The organism is Microbispora sp. CSR-4 (assembly GCF_008033685.1).
In the GTDB taxonomy this organism is placed as follows: domain Bacteria; phylum Actinomycetota; class Actinomycetes; order Streptosporangiales; family Streptosporangiaceae; genus Microbispora.
The window spans coordinates 68,460-83,380 of the sequence record NZ_VJVX01000022.1 but is presented as its reverse complement, the minus strand read 5'-3'; the positions used below and the strand labels follow the sequence as shown (position 1 = coordinate 83,380).

The following is a 14,921-nucleotide window of genomic DNA, read 5'->3' as shown; positions in this document are numbered from 1 at the left end:
ACATGAACACCTCCTCCCTCCGTCGTCCCGCCGTGCTCGTCGTCGCGGGCGTGGCTTCCGTGCTGCTGGCCGGCTGCGGCGGCTCGCCTGCTCCCGCGGCGTCCGCGGCGCCGTCCGCGAGCGCGTCCACGAGCGCGTCCACCGGCGCGGTCGCCGTGGTGACCTCCACCAACGTGTACGGCGACATCGTGCGGCAGATCGGCGGCGACAAGGTCGCGGTGACCTCGTTCATCGCCAGCCCCGACCAGGACCCGCACTCCTACGAGGCCAACACGCAGAACCAGCTGGCCCTGTCGAACGCCAAGGTGATCATCGAGAACGGCGGCGGCTACGACGACTTCATGGACAAGATGCGCGACGCCGCCGGCAACACCACGGCCCAGGTGCTGAACGCGGTCGAGATCTCCGGGAAGACGGCGGCCGCCGGGGAGGAGCTCAACGAGCACGTCTGGTATGACTTCCCGTCCGTCGCGCGGCTGGCCGACTCGATCGCCGCCGCGCTGGGCAAGGCCGATCCCTCCGGAGCCGCCGCCTTCACCGCAGGGGCCGAGGCCTTCAAGCAGAAGCTCACGCCGCTGGAGGAGCAGGAGGCGACGATCGCGCAGAGCGCGAAGGGCACCGCCGTGGCGATCACCGAGCCGGTCCCGCTGTACATGATCGAGGCCTGCGGCCTGACCAACGCCACCCCCGAGGACTTCAGCGAGGCCATCGAGGAGGGCAACGACGTCTCCGCCCGCGCCCTGCGGGACACCCTCGCCCTGTTCAGCGGCAAGAAGGTGCGGGCCCTGGTCTACAACTCCCAGACCTCCGGCCCGGAGACCGAGAAGGTCCGTGAGGCGGCGGACGGCAGCGGGATCCCCGTCGTCCCGGTCACCGAGACCCTGCCCTCCGGTGAGGACTACATCGGCTGGATGACCGCCAACCTCGACGCGCTCGGCAAGGCCCTGCACGATGACTGAGCCGATGACCGAGCCGGTGGCCGAGCCGGTGGCCGAGCCGGTGGCTGGGCCGATGATCGAGCGACCGGGCGCCGTCGCACCGCAGGCCGCCCCCACCGGCGGATCGCCCGTCGTCCTCAGCCTGACCGGCGCGGAACTGCGCCGTGGCGAGCGCGTGCTGTGGTCCGGGCTGGACCTGGAGCTGCACGGCGGCGAGTTCATCGCCGTGCTGGGGCCCAACGGAGCGGGCAAGACCAGCCTGCTGCACGCCGTCCTGGGCCAGGTGCCTCTCTCCGCCGGCACCCTGCTGATCGGCGGCCGCCCGCCGCGGCGAGGCGGCGATCTGATCGGCTACATCCCCCAGCAGCGTGCCGTCGCCCCGCACACGCCACTGCGCGCCCGCGATCTCGTACGGCTCGGCGTCGACGGCCACCGCTGGGGTCTGCCCCTCGGCGGCCGGGGGCTGCGGCGCCGCATCGACGAACTGCTGACCGAGGTCGGCGCGCAGACGTACGCGGACATGCCGCTCGGCCTGCTGTCCGGCGGCGAGCAGCAGCGGGTGCGCATCGCGCAGGCCCTGGCCACCGATCCCGCGCTCCTGCTGTGCGACGAGCCGCTCCTGTCGCTGGACCCGCATCACCAGCACGCGATCGTCGACCTGCTCGACCGGCGGCGGCGCGCCCGCGGCACCGCGGTGCTCTTCGTCACCCACGAGCTCAACCCGGTGCTGCCGCTGGTCGACCGGGTGCTCTACCTGGCCGGGGGCCGGTTCCGCGTCGGCACGCCCGACGAGGTGATGACGTCGTCCGTGTTGTCCGACCTGTACGGCGGCCAGGTCGAGGTGGTCCGGGCCCACGGCCGCTACCTGGTCGCCGGCGCATCCGTCCCGCATCACCTCGACCACACCGAAGGCGTCCCGTCATGAGCACCGGCATCTGGCACCAGATCTTCAACTACGACGACTACGGGCAACTGCTGGCTCTGGTCACCAACTCGATCATCGCCGCGGCCGTGCTGGGCGTGGTCGGCGGCCTGATCAGCACGTTCGTGATGATGCGGGATCTGGCCTTCGCCGTGCACGGGATCGCCGAGCTGTCCTTCGCCGGCGCGGCGGCCGCGCTCCTGCTCGGGGTGAACGTGGTGGCGGGATCCCTGGCCGGATCGGTGCTGGCCGCCGCGGTCATCGGCGCCATGGGAGTGCGCGTCCGCGACCGCAACTCCGCCATCGGCGTGCTGATGCCGTTCGGCCTGGGCTTGGGCGTGCTGTTCCTTTCGCTGTACAAGGGCCGCGCCGCCAACAAGTTCGGGCTGCTCACCGGTCAGATCGTGGCCGTGGACACGCCGCAGACCGCTTGGCTCATCGGCGTGTCGGTCGTCGTCCTGGTCGCCTTGGCGGTCATGTGGCGTCCGCTGACCTTCGCCAGCCTCGATCCCGAGGTCGCCGCCGCCCGCGGCGTGCCCGTCCGGGCCCTGTCTCCCGTGTTCACCCTGGTGCTGGGTCTCGCCGTGGCCACGACCATCCAGATCGTCGGCGCTCTGCTGGTGCTCGCCCTGGTGGTCACCCCAGCGGCCGCCGCCACCCGGGTGACCGCCTCTCCTCGGCTTATCCCGCTGCTCAGCGTCCTGTTCGCCGTCACGTCCGTGGTCGGCGGCATCCTCATCGCGTTGGGCAGCAGCATCCCGATCAGCCCGTATGTCACCACGATCGCCTTCGTCATCTATCTGGCCTGCCGCGCCGCCGGTGCCGTACGGGCCCGGAGCGGCTGGGCGCGCAGACCCCCGGCCGCGGTCGCGGGCTAGAGGTCGATGACGACCTTGCCGTGCACGTGCCGGCCGGCCTGGAGCTCGGCCGCGCGGCGGATCTCCTCGATCGGGAAGCTCGCCGCGATGGGCACCCGGAGCCGCCCCGCCGCGACCAGGCGGGCGATCTCTTCCAGGGCGCCGGGGGCGGCGTTCGCGCCGTTGGCCGCCGCCACGCCCTCGACCTGTGCGGCGATGGTGCAGATGCGGCCGTCCGGGACGCCGAGCTTCCTCGCGGCGTGCACCGTCTCCGTGCCGTGCAGGTCGATGGCGGCGGTGACACAGCCGGGGGCGAGGTCGCGGACCCGGTCGGCCAGGCCGTCGCCGTAGACGACCGGCTCGGCTCCGAGATCGCGCAGGAAGCCGGCCGAGTTCGCCGATCCCGTCCCGATCACGCGCGCTCCCGCGAGCCGGGCGAGCTGGACGGCGAACACGCCGACCCCGCCCGCCGCGCCGCCGATCAGCACGGTGTCGTCCGGGCCGGGGTCGATCACGGCGAGGGCGGCGGACGCCGTTCGCCCGGCGATCGTGAGGGTGGCGGCGGTGCGGTCGTCGACGCCGTCGGGAGTGTGATGGGCCTCGTTCGCCGCGATCCCTCCGGCCGGGTCGATCACCACGAAGTCGGCGACCGCGCGGGACAGGGCGCCCCCGAACACCCGGTCGCCGGGCGCGAAGCCGGTCACCCCGCCACCGACCTGGTCGACCAGCCCCGCGTAGTCGGTGCCGAACCCGGCCGGGAGGCGCAGGCCGAACCGGGCGGCGGTGTCCGCGTCGGCGGTCATGATCCAGTCCATCGGGTTCAGCCCGGCCGCGGTGACCCGTACGCGGATCTGTCCCGGGCCCGCCTGGGGAGCGGGAACCTCGCGGACGTCCAGAACCTCGGGGCCGCCGAACGAGTCGAGCCGGACCGCCCTGCCCCTGCCCGTCGGCGGTTGATCGTGCTGCATGTGCGCCTGCCTCCTTGGGGGAACACGAAACGGACTATGCTCCGTTTCGATGGACGACCCTAACACAACCGGAGCGTGTTCCGTTTTGACTGAGGCAGAGATGCGCGCGACACGGGCGGACGCGGCCCGGAACCGCGACCAGTTGCTCGCGGTGGCGACCCGCGTGTTCGCGTCGGCCGACGCCGAGCCGTCGATGCGTGCGATCGCCCGCGAGGCCGGAGTCGGCATCGCCACGCTCTATCGGCACTTCCCGACCCGAGAGTCGCTGGTCGACGCGGTCTACCGGGACCAGGTCGTACGGCTGACGACCGGCGCCCGCGAGCTGCTCGGCGAGATGCCTCCGGCCGCGGCGATGCGGCGCTGGATGGACCTGTTCGGCGACTGGATCGCGACCAAGAACGGCATGCTCGGCACGCTGCTCGCGATGATCGAGTCGGGCGAGATCGCCCACGCGCAGACCCGGAACGAGCTGCTGGCGGCCATCACCACGATCCTCGACGCCGGCCGGGCGGCGGGCGACCTCCGCTCCGACGTCGGCGCCGAAGACATCGCCGCCTCCCTCATCGGCATCTTCACCGTGGCACCCCGGCGAGAGCAGGACGCCAGGGCCGGTCGCCTGCTCGACCTGCTGATGGACGGCCTCCGGCCCGCCGACCGCCCGGCCTGAGCCTGCACCGAGCAGGCCTGAGCCGGTCCGAGCCTGGACCGAGGCGGGCACCGGAGCACGGCCGCACCCGTGAAACGATCATGAGTGCCGATGCCGTACACATGGAGGAGAGACCACCGCATGACAGCCGCGCGGAAGATCCGGATGCTCGTCACCGGAGGCGGGACCGGCGGGCACACTTATCCCGCGCTCACGACCATCTCGGCCGTCCGCCGGCATGCCGCGGCGCAGGGCCGCGACCTGGACGTGCTGTGGGTGGGCACGGCCGACGGGCTGGAAGCGCGGATCGCCATGGAGCACCACATCCCGTTCAGGGCGATCAGCGCGGGCAAGGTCAGGCGATCGCCGAACCTCCGTGAGCTCGGCCGGAACGTGGCCGATCTTTTCCGGATCCCGATCGGGGTTCTGCAGGCCGCCGGGATCGCCGCGCGCTACCGGCCCGATGTGGTGTTGTCGACGGGAGGGTATGTCTGCGTGCCCCTCGGTCTCGCCGCTCGCCTGCTCGGCCGTCCGCTGGTCATGCACGAGCAGATCACCGCGCTCGGCCTGGCCAACCGCATCCTGGCCCGCGTGGCCACGACGATCGCGCTCACCCATCCCACCTCGATCGACCACCTCCCCGCGCGGGCCCGCGCGCGGGCCGTGGTCACGGGCAACCCCATCCGTCCCCAGCTCCTGCACGGAAACCCTGTCCGAGCGCACCAGCGGTATGGCCTCGCCCCGGACCTGCCGCTCGTCTACGTGACCGGCGGCGCGCAGGGCAGCAGGCAGATCAACACCCTGATCGAGCGGATCCTGCCCACGCTGCTCACCCGCGCCCAGGTGCTCCACCAGTGCGGCCGGGACTGGATCGGCCACCTCACCGAGGTCGCCGCCGGCCTGCCCGCCGGGATCGGCGCGCGCTATCACCCCACGGCGTACGTCGGCGAGGAACTGCCCGACGTGTACGCCGCCGCGGACGTCGTCGTCTCCCGCAGCGGCGCGGGAACCGTCGCCGAGCTGGTCGCGGTCGGGAAGCCGTCCGTCCTCATCCCGCTGATCCCCGCCGCCGGAGACGAGCAACGCGGCAACGCCCGCTACCTCGTCGAGGCCGGAGCCGCCCGCGCCCTGCTCGAACCCGGCCCCACCCCCGAGCAGCTCCTGGCCGAACTCGACGTGCTGCTCGCCGATCCCGGCCTCCGCGTGCGCATGACCCATGCCGCCAGAGCCCTCGGACGGCCCGACGCCGCCGACGCCCTCGCCAGGGTGATCCTCGACCAGGCGAAGTGACCCCCCTCCGTCCGGGTGCGGCCGATTCCTTTTCGCGGCGACCGGGGTCTGTACGGCACGTTCCTGGACGGCCCGTGACCGCCGTACGTGGCCGGTTTCGATGCCGGTTTCGAGGCCGCCGGTGAGGTCGTCGCGATGGGCGAGGGGGTGACCGCCCCGGGACCGGGGCCCCCACGCGCGCTGCTCGACGGCTACATCGCGGCCTTCGAGCGCTCCGACGCCGGCCTGCTTGAACAGGTGCTGCGTGCGGACGCCACGCTCGAGGCGACGCCGTTCCGCGACTGGCAGTCGGGCCGGGCGAGGTGCGTCCACATGCTCGGCACGTACGTGCTGGGCACTCCGGGCGACTGGCGGATGATCGCCACCGCGGCCAACGGCCGGCCCGCCGCCGTCGTGTATCACCGGGACGCCGGCGGCGTGCTCCGCGCCGACGGCGCCGTGGTGCTGACCGCGACCGCCACGGGTGTCTCCCGCGTGGTCAAGTTCCATGATCCCGCGCTGGTCGCGATGTTCGGCTTCCCGGACGTGCTCGCGGACACCGCTTCCCTGGCACTCAGGCGGCGGTGATTCCGCCGTCGACGGCGAGCGCGGCACCGGTGATGAACCGGGCTTCGTCGCTCAGCAGGAACGCCACGAACGCGGCGATCTCCTCCGGCTGCCCGATCCGCCCGATCGGGTGCATCGCCCCGGCCACGCGCAGGGACTCTCCCGGCGACGGACCCATGTTGTCGCGCAGCAGCGGCGTGTCGACGCCACCGGTGACCAGGGCGTTGATCCCGTGGTCGAGCCGTGCATGCGTACGAGCCCCTGAACGCGCTTGCCGTCGGCCGGCGACGAGCGCAGGACACCTGCTTGAGGGCGCCGCCCGCCGGCTACGCGGGCGCCTACGCCGAAGTCAGGAGGTGTGCGCCCGCGCGGTCCGTTCGGCCTGGTCGATGGCCCAGGCGGCGTTGATGAGCCCGATGTGGCTGAACGCCTGCGGGAAGTTGCCGAGCAGCGCGCCGCTCCCGGGATCGACCTCCTCCGACAGCAGGCCCACGTCGTTGGCGTACGCGGCGGCCCGCTCGAATGCCTCCCTGGCCCGGCCGACCTGCCCGGACACGGCGAGCGCCTGCGCCAGCCAGAACGAGCACAGCAGGAACGTGCCCTCCTCGCCGGCGAGGCCGTCGACGCCGTCCTCGGTGCGGTAGCGGTAGACCAGGCCCTGGTCGTCGGTGAGCCGCTGCGCGATCGCGTCGATCGTGGAGAGCACCCGCGGGTCGTCGGGCGGCAGGAAGCCGGTGATCGGCACCATGAGGGCACTGGCGTCCAGCTCGTCGGAGCCGAAGGACTGCGTGAACGCCCCCACCCGCTCGTTCCAGCCCTCGCGCAGCAGGGCGTCGCGGATCTCGGCGCGGGTCAGCCGCCAGGACTCCGTACGATCCTGCGCCCGGAGCAGGCCGGCGAGGGTGATGCCGCGGTCCAGCGCCACCCAGCACATGAGCTTGGAGTAGAGGAAGTCGCGTGGCTCTCCGCGTATCTCCCAGATGCCCTGGTCCTTTTCCGTCCAGCGCTCGGCCGCGGTGTCGGCGCAGGCGACGAGGAAGCGCCTGACGTCGTCGTCGATGCCGCCGATCTGGCGTTCGAGGCGCGCGGCCGCGTCGAGCAGCTCGCCATAGACGTCGATCTGCCGCTGGTTCCACGCGCCGTTTCCGACGCGTACGGGCCGGCTGTCGCGCCAGCCGCGCAGGTGCGGCAGGGTGCGCTCGCTCAGGTCGTGCTCGCCGCGGACGCCGAACATGATCTGCAGCGCGCGGTCCTCGTCCAGAGTCGGGGCCGCGGTGGTGAGGAAGGAGAAGAAGTCGCTCGCCTCGTCGGGGCAGGCCGCGACCCACAGGGCGCTCATGGTCAGTGACGCGTCCCGGACCCACGTGAACCGGTAGTCCCAGTTGCGCGCACCGCCGGGCCATTCGGGCAGCGACGTCGTGGCGGCCGCGACGATCGCGCCGCTCGGCTGGAAGGACAGCGCCTGCAGCACCCGCCCGCTGTGGTGCACGAGGTCGCACCATGGGCCGTCATAGGCCTGGTGGAGGCTGGACCACGACCGCCAGGCGGCGATCGTGCCGTCCAGCCGGGCCGCCAGCTCCGTCTGGTCCCACACCCGCGCGGGAGTCTCCTGCGGCGTCGAGCGGTGCATCCCGAAGTGCAGTGTCTCGCCCTCGTGCACCGTGAACGCGCCGTACGCGCTGCCGTCCTCGATGCGGAGGGGGACCGGCGTGGTCAGCACGAGCGACTCGGCTCCGCCGTGGGCGGTGACGCCGCCGTCGGCGACGGACAGGATCGGGTGGATCAGGCCGTACTCCGGCCTGGGCCGGTAATCGACCTCCATCGGCACCTCGCCGCCGAGGCCGGACACCCGTCGGGCGAGCAGGTGCGGCACCCCGACGCCGAGCCGGTGGCCGCCGTCGTCAGGTCCGGTGAGCAGGGCGTCGGTGAGGACGACCGTGCCGCTCCCGGTGCGGAACGTGGTCTCCAGCACCATCGTCCGCGGCAGATAACGGCGCGTCGTCTCGAAGGGGATGGCCGGGCGGATCGACCAGTGCCCGGCCTCGTCGTCCAGCAGGCGGGCGAAGACGGACGGCCCGTCGAACCGGGGGAAGCACAGCCACTCGGCCGATCCGTCCCTGCTGATGAGGCCGGCGGAATGGCGATCGGACACCAACGCGAGGTCGGCGATGGGGGTGGTGCTCATCAACGCCCGATACCCGGAGAAGACCACGACCGTGCGTACGGGCTGGGCAAATCGCGGCAAAAGCAGCGGAGCGCTCCGTTAGCCCGGCGCGACACCCGGCCTGGGCTACCGGCGCTCGGCGGCCCGCAGGGCGTCCGCGGCCGTGAGCAGGCAGGCTCCGAGGAGCACGGCGTCCTTCAGCAGGAACTGCCCCGTGAGCGACAGCTTCGGTTCGCCGTGTGTCTCCTGCCACGCCCCGGGCGTCGTGGCCAGGAAGCTGAGGGTGGTGGCGAACATGCCGACGGCGGCGAGGCTGCCGAGGGCCGACACTCTCGGCGCGATCGGCTTCGCTCCGATCAGCGCTCCCAGAGCGATCTCGGCGACGCCGAGCAGGCCGGCGAGCCTCTTCTCCCCCAGCCTGGCGACGAGCCATGCGAGCGGGGGGCTTGCGGTCACGAGGGGGCGGATGTTGTCCACCTCGTAGTCCTCGAATTTCAGCCGGCCGATCTCCAGAAGGTTGAGCGCAAGACCATACCGAATGGTCGAAATCCCGAGACTGTGCACGATTTTGCCGATGCAATGCAGTTCCATCGAAGCCTCGCTCACCGCGTCGATTGCGCTCGATGTAGGACTCGCGGGCGACGACCATGCGGCCGGGCCGTGTCCGCGGCGCCGCTCACCACGCTACTCCGGTCGGTTTCGCCGCCGGACGGCGCTCGGCGCCCCGGAAGCGGGCCGGCGTGCGCTCACGCTCCCGGGAAGGGCCGTGGCCGTGCGTTCTAGGCCGCGTAGACGGGGGCGAGATCGGCGCAAAGTAGGGATTTCCTCCCCCGGCTCACGCCTCGGCCGCGTTATTGCTCCCCGACACGAGCGCGCTGGCGATGCGTTCCTGCCGCATGATCTCGGCCTTCAGCTGCCCGAGGTCGTCGGCATCCACGGTGCGGCAGGCGCCTGCCATCTCGGCCGCGCGGTCGAAGGGGCGCTCGCGGGTCGCCCACAGCCGCCCGGCATCGCTCCGCAGGATCCGCCAGCCATCATGCGACCCAGGCATGGGGAGCGTGTTCACGTGGGCAGACACTATCCGATCATGATCACGACTGGACCACGAGGGGTGTGGTTTTATCCCCCGAGCGGCCGCAGAGGGGGCGATAGGAGATAAATCCACACCAGGGACAAGATCTTTACACCGGGAGCCCGCGCCCGCCCGGGTCCTCCCGCCCCTCCGGCGGACCCCTGGTGATGAGTTGTCGCGCCCGCGGCCGTCACACCTACGACGGGACACGACGACGCGGAAGGATGACGCGATGGGTGCGGACACGCTGCTGAAGGAGCTGGGCGTGAGCGGTCTGGGCGAGCTCGACGAGCCGGGCTTCTCGGCCTTGACAGGACGGCACCGGCGGGAGCTGCACGTGCACTGCTACCGGATGCTCGGGTCGTTCGAGGACGCCGAAGACGCCGTACAGGAGACGTTCCTGCGGGCCTGGCGGCGGCGGGAGACCTTCGAGGGGCGGTCGACGTTCCGGGCCTGGCTCTACCGGATCGCCACCAACGCCTGCCTGGACCTGCTCGCCAAGTGCCGTCCGGAGCCCGCGACCGGCGGCGAGGCGCGGTGGCTGCAGCCGTACCCGGACCGGCTGCTGGACGAGCTGCCCGCGGGCGACGCGGACGAGCCGGAGAGCGTCGCCGTCGCGCGGGAGACGATCGAGCTGGCCTACCTGGTCGCCGTACAGCACCTCGCGCCGCGCCCGAGGGCCGTGCTGATCCTGCGGGACGTGCTCGGCTGGCCGGCGAAGGACGTCGCGGAGCTCCTCGGAGACTCCGTCAACTCCGTGAACAGCGCGCTGCAGCGGGCCCGCGCCGGCATGCGGGAGCACCTGCCCGCCGAGCGGCAGGACTGGACCGGCGGCGAGGAGGACGCCGGGACGCGCGAGCTGGTGCGCCGCTTCACCGAGGCCAGTGTGGCCACGGACATCAAGACGATCACCACGATGTTGCGGGACGACGTCCGCTGCTCGATGCCGCCCACCCCCGGCCTGTACGTCGGCCGTGAGGCGGTGGTGAACGACTGGATCCAGGACGGCTTCGAGCGCCTGGAGAACCTGCGCGCCGTCCCGGCCTCCGTGAACCGGCAGCCCGCCGTGGCCTTCTATCTCTGGCGGGAGCAGGAGGGCGCCTACCTGCCGCTGACGATCGACGTCCTGCGCATCACCGGCGGGGTGATCACGGAGATCTTCGTCTTCCACGCCGACCGGTTCCCGCGGCTCGGCCTGCCGGAGCGCCTGCCCGCGGACGGCACGAAATAGCCGCCGTCACCGCATGGCCGTGGTCAGGCGGTAGCGCGAGGGCGGGATGCCGTACCGGTCGAGGAAGTTCTGCCGGAGGCTCTCCGTCGTGCCGAAGCCGCAACGGGCCGCGATGGCGGCCATGGGCAGGGACGTGGAGACGAGGAGATGGGCGGCGGCCTCGGTGCGGGCGCGGCGGACGAACCGGCCCGGGGTCTGGCCCAGGTGCCGGAGGAACAGGCGGGTGAGATGCCGCTCGCTCACGGCCGCGCCGGCCGCGAGGGTGGCCGTGGTCAGATCGCCGTCGAGGTGGCTCGTGATGTGGTCGACGACGCGCTTGACCAGGCCGTCGCTCGGCGGCGGGCTCTCGGTGAACATGCTCATCTGGGCCTGGTTGCCGGGCCGCTGCAGGTAGGCCACCAGATAGCGGGCCACCTCCCGGGCGAGCGGCGCCCCGTTGTCCTCTTCGATGAAGGCGAGGGTGAGGTCGAGGGCGCTCGTGACCCCGGCCGCCGTGGCGACGTTGCCGTCGCGGATGAAGATCGGCTCGGCGTCGACGGTGATCTCCGGGTGGCGGGTGGCGAGCACGTATCCGTACTTCCAGTGCGTGGTGGCCCGGCGTCCGTCGAGCAGTCCGGCGGCGGCCAGCACCGCCGCGCCCGTGCACACCGAGGCGACGCGGCGGCTCTCCCGGGCCAGACGGCGTACGTGACCGACGATCACCTGGCTGGCGGCGGCGTCCTCGTGCCCGATTCCTCCCGACACCACGAGCGTGTCGAGCGGTCCGGTGATGTGCTCAAGGGCCTGCTGCCCCTGCAGCGTCAACCCGCTCGCGCACGTGATGGGCAGGCCCGACGGGGTGGCCAGGCACACGTCATAAGGCGGCGCGGCGCCGTGCAGGTTCGCCATTATCAGGCTGGACGTCACGCAGGAAATGTCCAGCAACTCCGCCGCATGGTATCCGAGCACGACCACACGTCGTCGAGTCATGGCCCGACTCTATGTCGGAAAGGCATAAAGCCAAGATATCCGGGCCTTTCGGCGGCGCTTTCTTCCATGAAAGGGCGAAATGTCATATCGCGCGGCCCCGGCTACTCGTCCTCAGCCTGACGTGCGGCCTGGGCGGTGACGCGCTCGACGGCCTTGACGGCCACGTCGGGCTGGTCGACGTAGATGTAGTGGCCGCTCTTGGCGGCCGTGCTCAGCGTGCTGTCGCTCGACAGCGCGAGCCACCTGCGCTGGCCCGCGGCCCACGCCCGCTCCAGGCGCGGGCCGTACGTGGGGACGGCCGCGAGGTACGGCGTGCCGTGCTGGATGACCTCCACCGGGATGTCCCCGGCGGAACGGACCTTGCCGTCGGGGACGACGAGCTTCTCCGGGTTCTCGCCCTTGAACACCGCGAGGTTCTGCGCGCGCAGCTCGGCCGCCGGGCCGGTGGCCGACTCGGGGATCGCCGTGCTGATGTCGTGCAGCATGGTGGACGGGGTGGCGTCCATCAGGACCAGGCCCTTGACCCTGTCCTGGTGGTCGGGGGCATATCTGGCGGCGATCAGCCCGCCCAGCGAGTGGCCTGCCAGGACGACCGGGCCGTCGCCGGCGACGCGGTCGATCACCCCGGTCAGGATCTTCCCGGTGCTGGAGAAGCTCTGCGGGCCGTCCGGCTTGTCGCTCGCGCCCTCGCCGAGCCGGTCGTAGGAGCAGACCCGGTTGTGCTCGCTCAGCGTCTTCTGGAAGGCGGCCAGCTTGTCGAGCCCGTCACCCGCCCCGGCCAGCAGGACGACGACGGGCCCGCCCTTCTCCGGGTCGCCCGAACAGGACACGTTCACCGACCGGCCCGCGACCTCGATCTTCGTGGTCCCGGAGATCGGGGCGGCGGCCGTCCGCGTGGCGGGGGCGAGGGGGTCCCAGTCGTCCAGCGACTCGCCGTCGCAGCCCGCGACTCCCGCGCCGAGCACGGTGCAGCACAGCGCGGCCACGACGGATGTCCTGATCCTGGGAAGCATGAGGTCCTCCGGTGAGGGATTCGACGCAGGGGGACGCGCACGGCGGTGCGGCGGGAAAGCGGGCACGGCGCGGTGGCTGCGTCGTAACGCTACGGATCGGGTGGTCCGAGATCGTCACCGCTCAGTGGACATTCGCCGGTAGCTCGCACGGGGGACGAACGCGAGGACGAGCGCGGCGTACGAGCGGGGACGAGCGCGGCGTACGAGCGGGGACGAGCGCGGCGCACGATCGTGGACGAGCGCGGCGGACAATCAGGAACGAACGCGGCGCGCGAGCGGGGACGAGCACGGACGAACGCGGCGGACGATCAGGGACGAGCGGGGATACGCGGCGGGCACGCGGCGCAAGCTCCCCCGCGTCGTGCCGCTCAGCGGCTCCACCGCGGCCCGGGCGTTGGCGCGGGCCGCGCCCTACTCCGGCCAGGGGGAGCCGAGGATCGTGTCGACGAAGTTGCCCCGCCGATAGCCGGGCACATAGCGTTCGAGCACGTCGGCCTTGACGTTGCCGAACGTCGTCTCGGGCTTGGGTGCGATGCCCTCGGTGAACGCCCGCAGGATCGCCTCCTTGAACCCCGGGCGCGGGTGGAGGGCGGTGATCTCGGCCCGCTGGGCGTCGTCGAGATCGTGATAGCCGATGCCGAGCACGTCATACTCCACGCCCGCGGTGACCAGCGCCACCTCCGGCTCCATGAACTCGGGGATACCGGGAGTGGTGTGCAGGGCGATCGCGGTCCACACCCGGCGGATGCTGTCCTCCGGCACCCCGCGTCGCCGCAGGAAGCCGCGGGCGGCATCGGCGCTGTCCACCTCGAAGCGCCGCCCGCTGCCGCGATGCTCCTCGTTGAGCCCCAGGTCGTGGAACATCGCGCCGATGTAGAGCAGCTCCGGGTCGAAGCTCAGGTCCCGTCGCCGCCCCAGCAGGCTGCCGAAGAAGTAGACACGGCGCGAATGGTGATAGATCAGGTCGCTGGTGACGTCACGGACGAACTCGGTGGCCTCCGTCGCGAGCTTGGTGTCAGGCACGGTCTGCTCGATCGTCATCGTTTCGCTCCCCCTCCGGCTCGGGCTCCACTGTCACCCGCGGCGGCCGAGGAACGTCGCAGCAACACGTCTTGCCCCGTCCATGGACCGGTCACGGAGGGTCAGCGTGATCGGCCGGTCAGTCGGAGGGCCGGGGTCCTGCCGCGCGGCGGAGCCGGTTGGCGATCGCGAGTCCCAGCCCCTCCTCCACCGGCAGGGACGCGATGATCAGGTCGCATCCTCGCTGGTCGAGCTCGCGGAGGAAGCCGTACAGCTCGCGCGCGTACGCGTCCGGCGAGGCGGGGACCTCCACCACGGCGTGCGCCTTCACCTCGGCGTCGGCGAAAGCGGGGGGAAGGAAGACGCCCACCTGGTGTCCCAGCTCCTGGGCGAGCTCCGCTTCGGCGACGACCTTCTCTGGCTCGACGAGCACGACCCGCGCACGTGGCGCGTAGTGCGACGGATGCTGGCCGGGCACCCGTACGCGGCTCGTGGAGGGGACCGCGAGCGGGCGGCCCAGCGCCGCTTCGAGGTCCTCGCGCGTCACCCCGCCGGGCCGCAGGATGGTCGGGACGTCGCTCGTGGCGTCGACGATGGTGGACTCGACGCCGACCCCGCAGGCGCCGCCGTCCAGCACGAAGTCGACGGCGTCGCCGAGCTCCGTACGGACGTGGTCCGCGGTCGTGGGGCTGACCGAGCCGAAGCGGTTGGCGGAGGGGGCCGCGACACCGCCGCCGAAGGCCTCCAGCAACGCGAGCGCGACAGGATGGTCGGGCACGCGTATGGCCACCGTCTCCAGGCCGCCCGTCGTTTCGAGGGGCACCCGGGGGCCGCGCCGCAGGACCAGCGTGAGCGGCCCCGGCCAGAAGCGTTCGGCCAGCAGGCGTGCCGTCTCGGGCACGTCCTCGACCCAGTCGCCCAGGTGCTCCGCGCCGCCGATGTGGACGATCAGCGGGTGGGTGGGCGGACGCCCCTTGACCTGGAAGACGCGCGCGACGGCGGCGGGGTTCTCGGCGTCGGCGCCCAGACCATAGACGGTCTCGGTCGGGAGGGCCACGAGGCCTCCGGCGCGCAGCACGGCCGCCGCCTTCTCTATGTCACCGGTTCCTGCCGTCACCCTCGGGATCCTTTCACTGTTCCGCTCACTGTTCCGCTCTCCGCGCGCCGGGTTCTCGTCGCGGCGGTGCCGTGTGCGCGGCGGCGCGGGGGAAACGCCGCCAGGACGTGTCCAGCTCAGCGTAGAACCCCACAAGTCCTACCTCGGTCGTGCCGTCAGGCCGCCGAT

General features: G+C 72.1%; 16 protein-coding genes. 7 read left to right on the top strand and 9 right to left on the bottom strand.

Annotated elements, in window-relative coordinates; genetic code table 11:
• Window positions 1-2 precede the first annotated feature (2 nt).
• Genes FLV34_RS18020 through FLV34_RS18010 form a run of 3 tightly spaced genes read left to right on the top strand, consistent with a single transcriptional unit; the run spans window position 3 to window position 2,738 of the window.
• Window positions 3-959 carry a metal ABC transporter solute-binding protein, Zn/Mn family gene (locus FLV34_RS18020; protein ID WP_147943625.1) on the top strand — a complete coding sequence of 319 codons (957 nt, stop codon included), beginning with the start codon at window positions 3-5 and terminating at the stop codon, window positions 957-959.
• Window positions 952-1,863, top strand: coding sequence for a metal ABC transporter ATP-binding protein (locus FLV34_RS18015; protein WP_261985817.1), 912 nt, complete (start codon window positions 952-954; stop codon window positions 1,861-1,863). Before FLV34_RS18020 ends, FLV34_RS18015 begins: the two co-directional genes overlap by 8 nt.
• Complete coding sequence (locus FLV34_RS18010; RefSeq protein ID WP_142650035.1) at window positions 1,860-2,738, top strand: metal ABC transporter permease; 879 nt, start codon at window positions 1,860-1,862, stop codon at window positions 2,736-2,738. Before FLV34_RS18015 ends, FLV34_RS18010 begins: the two co-directional genes overlap by 4 nt.
• Here the strand turns inward: FLV34_RS18010 and FLV34_RS18005 are convergent.
• Complete coding sequence (locus tag FLV34_RS18005; RefSeq protein ID WP_147943624.1) at window positions 2,735-3,685, bottom strand: NADP-dependent oxidoreductase; 951 nt, start codon at window positions 3,683-3,685, stop codon at window positions 2,735-2,737. The two genes, FLV34_RS18010 and FLV34_RS18005, sit on opposite strands and share 4 nt — an antisense overlap.
• A 100-nt stretch (window positions 3,686-3,785) precedes the next feature.
• On the opposite strand from FLV34_RS18005, the gene FLV34_RS18000 reads away from it, so the two are divergent.
• The 3 genes from FLV34_RS18000 to FLV34_RS17990 all read left to right on the top strand — a co-directional run bounded on the left by FLV34_RS18000 (window position 3,786) and on the right by FLV34_RS17990 (window position 6,188).
• A complete protein-coding gene (locus tag FLV34_RS18000) occupies window positions 3,786-4,352 on the top strand; it encodes a TetR/AcrR family transcriptional regulator (RefSeq protein WP_147943623.1) in 567 nt (188 codons plus the stop codon).
• 120 nt (window positions 4,353-4,472) lie between these two features.
• Window positions 4,473-5,621, top strand: a complete 1,149-nt coding sequence (locus tag FLV34_RS17995; protein ID WP_142650032.1) for a glycosyltransferase — start codon at window positions 4,473-4,475, stop codon at window positions 5,619-5,621.
• A gap of 87 nt (window positions 5,622-5,708) precedes the next feature.
• Window positions 5,709-6,188, top strand: a complete 480-nt coding sequence (locus tag FLV34_RS17990; RefSeq protein WP_222709548.1) for a hypothetical protein — start codon at window positions 5,709-5,711, stop codon at window positions 6,186-6,188.
• On the opposite strand, the gene FLV34_RS17985 is transcribed toward FLV34_RS17990, so the two are convergent.
• The 4 genes from FLV34_RS17985 to FLV34_RS17970 all read right to left on the bottom strand — a co-directional run bounded on the left by FLV34_RS17985 (window position 6,175) and on the right by FLV34_RS17970 (window position 9,397).
• Window positions 6,175-6,387, bottom strand: coding sequence for an SDR family oxidoreductase (locus FLV34_RS17985; protein ID WP_240971827.1), 213 nt, complete (start codon window positions 6,385-6,387; stop codon window positions 6,175-6,177). The two genes, FLV34_RS17990 and FLV34_RS17985, sit on opposite strands and share 14 nt — an antisense overlap.
• A 129-nt stretch (window positions 6,388-6,516) precedes the next feature.
• Window positions 6,517-8,352 (bottom strand): glycoside hydrolase family 15 protein, encoded by a 1,836-nt coding sequence (locus FLV34_RS17980; protein ID WP_147943622.1) that lies wholly within the window; start codon window positions 8,350-8,352, stop codon window positions 6,517-6,519.
• A gap of 105 nt (window positions 8,353-8,457) precedes the next feature.
• The gene (locus tag FLV34_RS17975) at window positions 8,458-8,937 is read right to left on the bottom strand and encodes a YkgB family protein (protein WP_142650029.1); all 480 of its coding nucleotides are present in this window, start codon (window positions 8,935-8,937) and stop codon (window positions 8,458-8,460) included.
• 229 nt (window positions 8,938-9,166) lie between these two features.
• A complete protein-coding gene (locus tag FLV34_RS17970) occupies window positions 9,167-9,397 on the bottom strand; it encodes a hypothetical protein (RefSeq protein WP_205830729.1) in 231 nt (76 codons plus the stop codon).
• A 238-nt stretch (window positions 9,398-9,635) separates the two neighbouring features.
• Between FLV34_RS17970 and FLV34_RS17965 the strand changes: the two genes are divergently transcribed.
• The gene (locus FLV34_RS17965; RefSeq protein WP_147943621.1) at window positions 9,636-10,634 is read left to right on the top strand and encodes an RNA polymerase subunit sigma-70; all 999 of its coding nucleotides are present in this window, start codon (window positions 9,636-9,638) and stop codon (window positions 10,632-10,634) included.
• Window positions 10,635-10,640: 6 nt separating this feature from the next.
• Here FLV34_RS17965 and FLV34_RS17960 read toward each other — a convergent pair whose 3' ends face one another.
• From FLV34_RS17960 to FLV34_RS17945, 4 genes are all read right to left on the bottom strand, one after another.
• Window positions 10,641-11,603: a GlxA family transcriptional regulator gene (locus FLV34_RS17960; RefSeq protein ID WP_147943620.1), complete on the bottom strand. Its 963-nt coding sequence runs from the start codon at window positions 11,601-11,603 to the stop codon at window positions 10,641-10,643.
• 101 nt (window positions 11,604-11,704) lie between these two features.
• Window positions 11,705-12,616: an alpha/beta fold hydrolase gene (locus FLV34_RS17955; RefSeq protein WP_142650026.1), complete on the bottom strand. Its 912-nt coding sequence runs from the start codon at window positions 12,614-12,616 to the stop codon at window positions 11,705-11,707.
• A gap of 411 nt (window positions 12,617-13,027) precedes the next feature.
• Window positions 13,028-13,657, bottom strand: a complete 630-nt coding sequence (locus tag FLV34_RS17950) for an HD domain-containing protein (RefSeq protein WP_142650025.1) — start codon at window positions 13,655-13,657, stop codon at window positions 13,028-13,030.
• Window positions 13,658-13,775: 118 nt separating this feature from the next.
• The gene (locus FLV34_RS17945) at window positions 13,776-14,753 is read right to left on the bottom strand and encodes an L-threonylcarbamoyladenylate synthase (RefSeq protein ID WP_142650024.1); all 978 of its coding nucleotides are present in this window, start codon (window positions 14,751-14,753) and stop codon (window positions 13,776-13,778) included.
• Between the last annotated feature and the right edge of the window lie 168 nt (window positions 14,754-14,921).

Coding starts and splice junctions, on each gene's coding strand:
- FLV34_RS18020 (WP_147943625.1), top strand. CDS start 3: ATGAACACCTCCTCCCTCCGTCGTCCCGCCGTGCTCGTCGTCGCGGGC.
- FLV34_RS18015 (WP_261985817.1), top strand. CDS start 952: ATGACTGAGCCGATGACCGAGCCGGTGGCCGAGCCGGTGGCCGAGCCG.
- FLV34_RS18010 (WP_142650035.1), top strand. CDS start 1,860: ATGAGCACCGGCATCTGGCACCAGATCTTCAACTACGACGACTACGGG.
- FLV34_RS18005 (WP_147943624.1), bottom strand. CDS start 3,685: ATGCAGCACGATCAACCGCCGACGGGCAGGGGCAGGGCGGTCCGGCTC.
- FLV34_RS18000 (WP_147943623.1), top strand. CDS start 3,786: ATGCGCGCGACACGGGCGGACGCGGCCCGGAACCGCGACCAGTTGCTC.
- FLV34_RS17995 (WP_142650032.1), top strand. CDS start 4,473: ATGACAGCCGCGCGGAAGATCCGGATGCTCGTCACCGGAGGCGGGACC.
- FLV34_RS17980 (WP_147943622.1), bottom strand. CDS start 8,352: ATGAGCACCACCCCCATCGCCGACCTCGCGTTGGTGTCCGATCGCCAT.
- FLV34_RS17965 (WP_147943621.1), top strand. CDS start 9,636: ATGGGTGCGGACACGCTGCTGAAGGAGCTGGGCGTGAGCGGTCTGGGC.
- FLV34_RS17960 (WP_147943620.1), bottom strand. CDS start 11,603: ATGACTCGACGACGTGTGGTCGTGCTCGGATACCATGCGGCGGAGTTG.
- FLV34_RS17955 (WP_142650026.1), bottom strand. CDS start 12,616: ATGCTTCCCAGGATCAGGACATCCGTCGTGGCCGCGCTGTGCTGCACC.
- FLV34_RS17950 (WP_142650025.1), bottom strand. CDS start 13,657: ATGACGATCGAGCAGACCGTGCCTGACACCAAGCTCGCGACGGAGGCC.